Source organism: Crocosphaera sp. Alani8, assembly GCF_038442745.1.
Classification (GTDB): Bacteria; Cyanobacteriota; Cyanobacteriia; order Cyanobacteriales; family Microcystaceae; genus Crocosphaera.
The window spans coordinates 1-9,555 of the sequence record NZ_JARVCN010000125.1; the positions used below are offsets into that span (position 1 = coordinate 1).

General features: G+C 37.4%; 8 protein-coding genes and 1 pseudogene. 6 read left to right on the forward strand and 3 right to left on the reverse strand.

Features of this window, described 5'->3' with window-relative positions:
• The first annotated feature begins 166 nt into the window (after window positions 1-166).
• The 3 genes from P9B04_RS08855 (at window position 167) to P9B04_RS08865 (ending at window position 4,671) form a co-directional block, all read left to right on the forward strand.
• Window positions 167-1,168, forward strand: coding sequence for a c-type cytochrome (locus P9B04_RS08855; RefSeq protein WP_342054621.1), 1,002 nt, complete (start codon window positions 167-169; stop codon window positions 1,166-1,168).
• 754 nt (window positions 1,169-1,922) lie between these two features.
• On the forward strand, window positions 1,923-3,179 hold the full coding sequence (gene sigC / locus P9B04_RS08860; RefSeq protein ID WP_342054622.1) for an RNA polymerase sigma factor SigC: 1,257 nt from the start codon (window positions 1,923-1,925) through the stop codon (window positions 3,177-3,179).
• 91 nt (window positions 3,180-3,270) lie between these two features.
• Entirely contained in the window at window positions 3,271-4,671 is a 1,401-nt protein-coding gene (locus P9B04_RS08865) for an MFS transporter (RefSeq protein ID WP_342054623.1), read from the forward strand.
• A 109-nt stretch (window positions 4,672-4,780) separates the two neighbouring features.
• On the opposite strand, the gene P9B04_RS08870 is transcribed toward P9B04_RS08865, so the two are convergent.
• Window positions 4,781-5,251, reverse strand: a complete 471-nt coding sequence (locus P9B04_RS08870; protein WP_342054624.1) for a M67 family metallopeptidase — start codon at window positions 5,249-5,251, stop codon at window positions 4,781-4,783.
• A gap of 135 nt (window positions 5,252-5,386) precedes the next feature.
• Here P9B04_RS08870 and P9B04_RS08875 point away from each other — a divergent pair, with 135 nt between their 5' ends.
• On the forward strand, window positions 5,387-6,574 hold the full coding sequence (locus P9B04_RS08875; protein WP_342054625.1) for an HhoA/HhoB/HtrA family serine endopeptidase: 1,188 nt from the start codon (window positions 5,387-5,389) through the stop codon (window positions 6,572-6,574).
• Between the two features lie 39 nt (window positions 6,575-6,613).
• Here the strand turns inward: P9B04_RS08875 and P9B04_RS08880 are convergent, their stop codons facing one another.
• A complete protein-coding gene (locus P9B04_RS08880) occupies window positions 6,614-7,300 on the reverse strand; it encodes a M15 family metallopeptidase (protein ID WP_342054626.1) in 687 nt (228 codons plus the stop codon).
• A 181-nt stretch (window positions 7,301-7,481) separates the two neighbouring features.
• On the opposite strand from P9B04_RS08880, the gene P9B04_RS08885 reads away from it, so the two are divergent.
• The gene (locus tag P9B04_RS08885; protein ID WP_342054627.1) at window positions 7,482-8,675 is read left to right on the forward strand and encodes a glycosyltransferase; all 1,194 of its coding nucleotides are present in this window, start codon (window positions 7,482-7,484) and stop codon (window positions 8,673-8,675) included.
• Window positions 8,676-8,860: 185 nt separating this feature from the next.
• The gene (locus tag P9B04_RS08890) at window positions 8,861-9,346 is read left to right on the forward strand and encodes a hypothetical protein (RefSeq protein ID WP_342054628.1); all 486 of its coding nucleotides are present in this window, start codon (window positions 8,861-8,863) and stop codon (window positions 9,344-9,346) included.
• Here the strand turns inward: P9B04_RS08890 and P9B04_RS08895 are convergent.
• Window positions 9,275-9,555: pseudogene (locus tag P9B04_RS08895) on the reverse strand (IS4 family transposase); the annotation flags it as partial. The gene P9B04_RS08890 and the pseudogene P9B04_RS08895 overlap by 72 nt on opposite strands.

Below are 9,555 nucleotides of genomic sequence, written 5' to 3' on the forward strand. Positions count from 1 at the left end.
CTTTGACTTATTTTACCATAGATATCCTATCATCTAGCATGAAATAGCCCTGGGTTTTCCCCGTCAGGGATCAACCTGCGCCCTTTGTCATAGTACAACCTATCGTAAAAGTCCTCAAGATTCTCCAACCCTGGTTCTAGGGGCCCCAACCCAAACATTTGACTCTTTGGCTAATATTCGTTTTTTAGCCGCTTGCGCTAACGATCCCAAGTTTACCCCCGATCAATTGATCCCGGCGATCGCAAAAAAACATCCTTTGTCTTGGTCTGATAAACTCTTATATCGTTATGCAATCATTCCCGAAACCCAAAAAAAGCTAATTGGTTTAGGAATGGGTTTTGCATGGACCAATTCTCGTCCCAACCCTGGTCCGGGCCGTATTCCTTCCTTTAACCCCGTCAAGTTTCTTAACTTTGGACTACCCTTAGACGACACCATCGATAACGTCGATGATCCCCCCATTTGGAACCTAAGAAAACACAAAGGATTTGACTATCACTGGGATGGGTTAGAAACAAATCTCACCGAAACAAGCATTATGGGTGCCTTAGCCGCAGGAACTCCACCGGACAATGTCCCCCTCAAAGACTTACAACGAGTCGAAGACTTCATCCTTTCCGTTACTCCCCCTGATTATCCTTTTGAAGTTAACGAGGTTTTGGTGTCTCAAGGAAAGCCACTTTTTGATAACAACTGCGCTTCTTGTCATGCTTTCGGAGGCGATCGCACAGGAACCGACATCCCTGTCGAAGAGGTGGGAACCGATGATCATCGTATAGAAATGTGGACTCAAGCGGCTGTCGATAAGTATTTAGAGGTAGGAGATGGTCAAGAGTGGGATTTTACCCACGTTCAGAAACAAAACGGGTACATTGCAGTAGCTTTAGATGGTATTTGGTTGAGATCCCCTTATTTACACAACGGTTCGGTTCCTTACTTAACTGATCTCCTAGAAATCCCAGAAAAGAGAACGAAAGTATTCTATCGAGGGTACGATGTTTACAATTCTGAGAAAGTGGGTTTCATTTCTGAAGGAACCTCCGCAGAAACTGAAGGGTTTAAGTACGATACCAGTCTCGACGGGAACAGTAACCAAGGACATCTTTACGGAACAGAGTTATCTACTGAGGAGAAACAAGCTTTAGTGGAATATCTAAAAACCCTCTAAGTCCCAATAAATGAGCGTGAATTTAGTGCCGAAAAAATAAACTAAAAAAAGTAAGCTGTTGAACATTTAAAGTCAATATTTAGGGTATTAAATTCCTTTAATTTTATAGATATATGTGAAGATTTTAATGTCAAATAGCTTACTTTTTATGAATTACCAAGCTTATTCTAGGAGTAGCCAACATATCAAGTAATTGAGTCTATATCTATCTATTGGGGGTAGTTTAACTAATGAAACTAGAGAGAATTTTATACTCTTTGTAAGAAATTATTTTATACTCATAGCTTTTAAAAATTACTGAATTTTCATTGATATTGTCATTCTTCAGTAAGTTGTCTATATAAGTTTTAACAAACTGGTCGAGATTAACTTGTTCTCCAATCTGATACAAATTATAGTGATGAAAAGAAAAGTTTTTGATAGCTAAATTAACTTTAATGAATAAGTACATCGCTGAATTAACAGTGTATTGGTTATAGATAAAAAGAAGATAAAATTAGTTTGATTTCTATAAATTATTCTAAGTACGGCATTTTTAATATTATACCCGAAATTTTATCCACTATCAAGGAATATACGGTTATTTTTTAACAAGAAAAATAGAGATAACCGTATGATTACGGAATCTAAATCGATAGATTATGAACAAATATTAAGAGCGTATAATTTTTGAATTTGTTTTGGGAATTCTATGGTTAATCAGAAGGACTGAAAAGTCCTCATTTGATCTCGTCATTACTAATAAAAAATTCCTATGTTAGCTCCATCTTCCTATAACAATGTTAATAACCCAGATTTTCCTGAGGTCAAACCGATTACAGACTCATGGAAAGAAGCTAACGAGATCGCTTCTGAACCAGAGAATGAATTGCTGAAAATAGAATTACAAAACATAGAGTTCACAGAAACAGATATTTCAACTCATCGAGTTACCACGGATTTAGTCCGTTTATATCTTCAAGATATTGGTCGTGTTCCTCTACTCAAAAAAGAAGAAGAGGTTAGTAAATCGAGACAAGTTCAACGTTATATTGAATTGTTACAAATCAGAAGCCAAGCAACAGAAACAAACGATGAAACAATGACTCAGTTTGTTCACGTTTATAGTATTCATGATCAATTAACAGCCTATTTAGGGTATCGTCCTTCTTGGGAAAAATGGGCAGAAGCCAGTGAAATATCTGTATTTGAATTGAAAGATATATTAGCACGCGGTAAAGAAAGATGGGCAATCTTAGCCAATATTGATGTTAAGAAATTGGACGAGATTCAACAATTAGGAACCCAGGCTAAAGATGAAATGATTAAAGCCAATTTGCGTCTGGTGGTTTCGGTTGCCAAAAAATATCAACATCGAGGCTTAGAATTGCTAGATTTAATCCAAGAAGGAACGTTGGGATTAGAAAAAGCGGTTGAAAAGTTTGACCCCATCAAAGGATATCGTTTTTCTACTTATGCTTATTGGTGGATTCGTCAAGGGATTACTAGAGCGATCGCCACTCAAAGTCGCATTATTCGTCTTCCTGTTCACGTCACAGAAAAACTCAATAAAATTAAACAAGTTCAACGGCAAATTTCCCAAACAAAAAACCGTACTGCTACTCTAGAAGAAATTGGTCAAGAACTGGATATGAGTTCTGCACAAGTTAGAGAAGTTTTGATGAAGATCCCTCGTTCTGTTTCTCTAGAAGTAAAAGTAGGAAAAGAAAAAGATACAGAATTAGTTGATCTATTGGAATCTGAGGAAATATCCCCAGAAGAAAATCTAGCCATTGAATCTTTACGTCGAGATATTGGTGTTCTGTTGCAAGATTTAACAGAAAGAGAGCAACAAGTAATTAGATTACGTTATGGGTTTGAAGACGGAACTTCTTATTCCTTAGCTGATATCGGACGTACTTTAGAATTGTCCCGAGAAAGAGTAAGGCAAATTGAGGCCAAAGCCTTGCAAAAGTTACGTCAGCCAAGACGACGGGATCAGATTCGAGACTACTTTGAAAGTCTGAGTTAATCCTAACCCAATTGAGTTGAATTCTCAAGTTTTGTCAAGGATGTTCATGGAAATTCTGTTAACATAAGGAGACATTATTACAAGATTTTAAATGTCATCCGAGCAAGAATTTCATACGCAAACCAAACTGAGCTTTTCAACCAAGTTAGCTTATGGGGTTGGGGAATTAAGTGGATCGTTACCAAGTAATATTTTAGTTTTCTTTTTCCTCTTTTTCTTGACAGATGTTGCTGGCTTAAAACCTGGGATGGCTGGTATCATCGTTATGATAGGGAAAATTTGGGATGCTATTAATGATCCTCTGATTGGGTGGTTAAGCGATCGCACTCGTTCAAGGTTTGGCCGTCGCTATCCTTGGATGATTTTGGGTTCTATTCCTTTGGGATTAAGTTGTATTTTATTGTGGACAATTTCTCCTGGGGATGGTCAAACTTTTCAAGTTATTTATTACACTATTATTGCTTTAGTTTTCTACACTGCTTTTACAGCAGTTCTATTACCTTATAGTGCTTTATCTGCTGAGTTAACTCAAGACTATAACGAACGAACTAATTTAATTAGTTTCCGTTCTGCTTTTAGTATTGGTGGCAGTATTGTATCTTTGATAGTGGCTGAAGTTATTTTTAGTCTATTCGATAATCAGGCAAAACAGTATTCACTTTTGGGTTTAGTAGCAGGAATAATTGCTACTATTTCCATTTTTATTAGTATTTTAGGAACTTATAAAAGGTATAAAGAAGTTCACAAATACGGATACAATTCTCAGAAAAATTCTTCTTTATCTATTAAAGAAAATATTTTTCTTATTTTAACTAATTTCCCGTTTATTTGTGTAATGATAATTTATCTTTGTTCCTGGTTAAGTGTACAGACAATTGCTGCCATATTACCTTATTTTGTTATTAACTATATGGGTTTGACAGAAGAACACTTTACTCGTATGGCTATTTTCGTTCAAGGAACAGCTTTAATAATGATGATTTTCTGGAATTATATGAGTCAGCGTTTTGGGAAAAAGACGATTTATTTAATGGGGATTCCTTTTACAATTGTAGCAGAATTAGGATTATTTTTACTGCAGCCTGGCCAAGTAATTTTGATGTACATAATTGCTATCATAGCAGGAATTGGCATTGCAACAGCCTATATTGTTCCTTGGTCGATGTTACCTGACGTTGTAGATTTAGATCAATTGAAAACGGGAGAAAGACGGGAAGGAATATTTTTTGCGCTAGTGGTTCAATTACAAAAAATTGGTATTGCAGGGGCCCTATTATTGGTGGGTAAAATCTTAGACAGTGCTGGTTATATTCCAAAAAGTACAGGACAACAACCTGAAACAGCATTATGGGCGATTCGTATGATAATTGGTCCCATCCCAATTACTTTATTAATAATTGGTTTTTTCTTTGCTTATTTATATCCTATTACCCAAGCAGTTCATCAAGATATTCTATTTCAAATTAACCAGAAAAATGAAACCTACAATTAATTAATTTCACTTTTGAACACTCAAAAATCCACTAACTCTTATCTTAATATAAGTGAAAAATATATTGCTATTTACAAATAATCAAGAAGATAATAGAAAAGAATACTGATTAGTAAATGATTTTGATTTTTTCTGGTTTAAATTGTCTATTTTCTTTGAGTGTCCAGCTTTTTATTTCACTCACTTTACCTTGTCTTAAAGACGCAATAACATAAGAATAGTCTGACCAAGCAATTTCACGATCAAATTCGGATGGGATGGCAGGATGATCAGGGTGAGAATGGTAAATTCCAATAATATTTAACTCACGATCACGCATTTCCTTTTGTACTTGTAATAAAACAGAAGGAGCAATACTAAAACGATTTTTTTTACTCAAGGGTTGGTTACCAGAACTCCCCAGATTGTCCAAGTCTTCGCTCATTGTAGGAGTCCAATCATTGTCAGTTTCTCGCACCTCAATTACCCGTTGATAGCTTGCCTCAAAGATTCCTAATAGCAAACCACAACATTCTTCAGGGTAAGTTCTTTCAGCATGGTTTTCAATCTGTTGTAGTTGACTGTTAGAAAAATAAATCATAAGTTCGAGATAATAGCAAGTTAGAGTGATTCAATGGGAAAGCTAAAATAAACATATGGAGGTTAACTGTTTTTCAGGAAATTTTGTCATAATTCTAAGCAGGGAACCCTAAATTTATTAAGTAAAAAAGGTATTATGCGTATTAAACAGTTAGTTGTCTATGTCGGACTATTGATTCTGGGTAGTGGCGTGGGGATTTGGGGAAGTCGTTATCTATTGGAAACCCCTCAAGAGTTGACTAGCGAAACCCCAGCAGCTGTTCCTGCAAACCTCAAACCTTTTCCCTTCCCTGCTAAATCTTCTTCACAAGCCAATTTAAACTTTATTGCCAAAGCTGCTCAAAAAGTGGGACCTGCGGTGGTTCGTATCGACGCAACCAGAGAAGTTTCTCAGCAAATGGGAGAAAGCTTTGAAAATCCCTTCTTTCGTCGTTTTTTCGGTAACGATGTTCCCATTCCTAAAGATCAAATCGAACGGGGAACAGGTTCAGGTTTTATTTTGACCTCCGATGGACAACTATTAACCAATGCTCACGTCGTAGATGGGACCAAAGAAGTTAAAGTTACCCTCAAAGATGGTCAAGTGTATCGAGGGAAAGTGCTAGGAACCGATCCCATGACCGATGTTGCAGTGGTGAAAATAGAAGCGGAAAACTTGCCAACAGTGGATATTGGCAACGCAGAACAATTGAACCCAGGAGAATGGGCGATCGCTATTGGTAACCCCCTGGGACTAGATAACACAGTGACAGTGGGTATCATTAGTGCTTTAGGCCGTTCTAGTTCCGAAGTTGGAGTCCCGGATAAACGAGTCAGGTTTATCCAAACCGATGCAGCCATTAACCCAGGAAACTCTGGAGGACCTCTACTAAATGCTGAAGGCCAGGTTATCGGTATCAACACAGCAATTCGCGCCGATGCTCAAGGGTTAGGTTTTGCCATCCCCATCGAAACAGCACAACGGGTAGCTAACCAGCTATTAACCAACGGAAAAGCGACCCATCCTTATCTTGGCATTCACATGCTCACCCTCAATCCAGAATTACGCAAAGAACTGAATGAGGAGCAACAATTAGGGTTCAAAGTAGCCGATAATGAAGGGGTTTTAGTGGTAAGAGTTGTCAGCGATTCCCCTGCAGAAAAAGCAGGCTTTGAGCAAGGAGATATTATTGTTAAAGTTGGAGAAGAACCAGTCAAAAAGGCAGTTGAGGTACAAGAACAAGTAGAACTGAGTACCATCGGGGAAACCTTAAAAGTTGAGGTAGTTCGCAAGGGTAAACCCCTCGCTTTAGAAGTGCAACCCGGTTCTTTCCCCACCAATTGAAATACCTCAAACCTTCAAACTTCGGGATTCTTTGCACGCTCAAACTCTACCGTAGTATGCGATCGCTTTTCGACTTTGCCAAGCCCACATCTGATCCCCTAAAGAAAAATGCCACCATTCCCCAGGATGTCTTAAAAATCCCACTTGGGCCATAATTTGGTGCAGTATTTCTCGTCTTTGATGGTAAGTTTTTCCCTTATCATCCCCATTTTCAGCGTAGTAATTAGGTTGCGATCGCTCCGATAATTCGTCGATGTTTCCCCCCATATCCAAGAAATGACCCCGATCATCTACCAAAGTAACATCCACAGCGGCACCGGTACTATGGGGAGGTGGGGTGGCTAAATCATCGCTAGGTATAGCCCAAATCTGATAGACTTGTTGCCACAAGTTTTCTTGTTGGGACAAAGATAATTGTTGTGAGGTTAATCCTTTTGCTTGGAGTAGGGATGTAAAGGTATAATCCACCATAAATTGTTGTACCTTGATAGGGCGATAAGCATCAAAAATATGGATTTTCCAGCCAGGATATTGTTTTTGTAAATTGTTTTGTGCGTCTATCAATGTTTGCACCACTTGCGATCGTAAACAATAGGGAGATTGTTGTCCGTAGTATGCTCCTAACTTTTGGTAAGGATGAGGTTTCTCCACGGAAAAGCGTTCTAACGGAATGGAAGTAAGGGGTTCACCACAGTCTTGAATGGGTATAGCTTGATAAGGTTTCATGTAGTTATTATTCAAATAGACTTAAGTTAAAGCTATATTGATCCTACTACTTCTTGATGACTGAATCTTTATTATTAGTCAATGTTGGATGGTGAAATTTAAGTTATATTATTGTCAGTAACCTAAACTGGTGCAATTCTAAGGTTTAATGTTACTCAGGTGCTTAGTGAGAGAGTGTATTATGGTGAGTGTTCTAATAGGAATTGTTGGTTTATCTTTAATTATATGGACTTATCTATTATTGTTCCGAGGCTGGTTTTGGTTAAGCAATCAACGAATTGACAGTGATGTGCAACCTTTGAATAAATATCCTCGGGTTTGTGCGGTTATTCCTGCTCGCAACGAAGCAGATGTTTTGCCCATTAGTTTAAAGTCTTTATTAAATCAAGATTATTCGGGAGACTTTTCCATTGTTTTAGTAGATGATCAAAGCGATGATAACACGGGAAATGTTGCCCAAGCAATTGCTGAAGAGTCAGGAAAATCTGCACAGCTAAAGGTAATTTCCGGAAAAACTTTAGCCTCTGGTTGGTCAGGAAAATTATGGGCAATGAAACAAGGGATAGAACAGGCTAAAAAGCTAGATTATCAACCCGATTATTTATTATTAACTGATGCTGATATCGAACATCATGATACCAATTTGAGGGAATTGGTCAATCAAGCGGAAACAGAAAATTTAGCGATGACTTCTCTCATGGTTAGACTCAGATGTGACAGTTTCTGGGAACAATTTTTAATCCCTGCTTTTGTTTTTTTCTTTGAAAAACTTTATCCTTTTTCTTGGGTTAACAACCCTAAAAATAAGATGGCTGCAGCTGCTGGCGGTTGTATTCTAATTCGTCGCCAAATGCTAGAAGAAATAGGTGGGATAGAAGTGGTGAAACAAGCTTTAATTGATGATTGTTCCTTAGCCTCAGCAGTAAAGGCAAGATTACAAAAAAATAGACAAAACATACGACAGGGAATTTGGCTAGGATTAAGCGAAAAAACTCTTAGTTTAAGACCCTATGATAACTTAAACTCTATTTGGAATATGGTAGCCAGAACTGCTTATACACAGTTAAATTATTCCCCATTATTATTATTAGGAACCTTATTAGGATTAGCCATAGTTTATTTGGTTGCCCCTCTTAGCTTAATAATAGGATTAATTATCCATAACTCGATAATTACTATTATTGGGGGAATGACTTGGCTATTAATGACAATTTCTTATATTCCCACTTTAAAATTCTATCAATGTTCTTTGTTGTGGGCATTTAGTTTGCCTGTAATTGGTCTTTTATATGGTTTAATGACCCTAGATTCTGCTTGGCGACACTGGCGAGGAAAAGGAGGCGGTTGGAAAGGAAGAGTTTACGTTAATTCTTGATACTAATAATATGTTAATTGTTCTAAAATTTTATAGCCTTTTTATCTTTTTTGTTGTATGTTGTGCATAACATTTCTTGTGTGTAATCTTAAGTAAATAGGAAAATACTTAACTCACCAGATAAAATTGGATAATTTTCAATCTATTAGTGTAACTAGAAACTTAATTAAACTGTAGAAATTACTATGGTTGAATCCATCATTAACGCTATCAACAGAGAAAATTACGAAGAAGCTTCTCAACTACTCGAAAAGTTGGAGCAAGAAGAACCTAATAATGTTTGGATTCCATTTTATCAGGCTCGCTTAGCTGAAGCACGGGGAGAGATCACCTTTGCTAATGAGCGTTATCGAGAACTGTTACCTATTACCGTGAATCCCAAATTAATGCGCCAAATTCGTCAAGGAATTGAGCGGATTAATCAGCAAGAAATTAAACAACGTCAAACCGCTCTAGATGAAGCAATGGAAGAAAGCGGTTCCCTAGAAACGGGGATGTTATTGCTTGAGGCAATTCCTAATGAGTTCAAAAAGGACGCAGCTCAGAAATTTGGGGAAATCATGCAAATTGATGCCTACCTGGCGTGGGGACAGAAAAAGCTACAAGCTAGATTTAATCAGGGATATAGCCCGTCGCCCTTGTCGATAATAGGCACATTTTCCAGGGCTTAATTGCATCAATGCCTGGGATTCAACGGCAAACAAATCGCAGGAGTCAACCCAATCTTTTCCATGTAGCCCAATATAAAAGTTACTGTGTCTTCGTTGCATTTTCTTATTTTTTCTGACTCTCCCTACATATTTAGCTAATCCTTTATCTTTAATGATTTTCCCAGAAAATGTTGCCATTGAGTAAGCCAAAGTAATCAATATGATTAAGG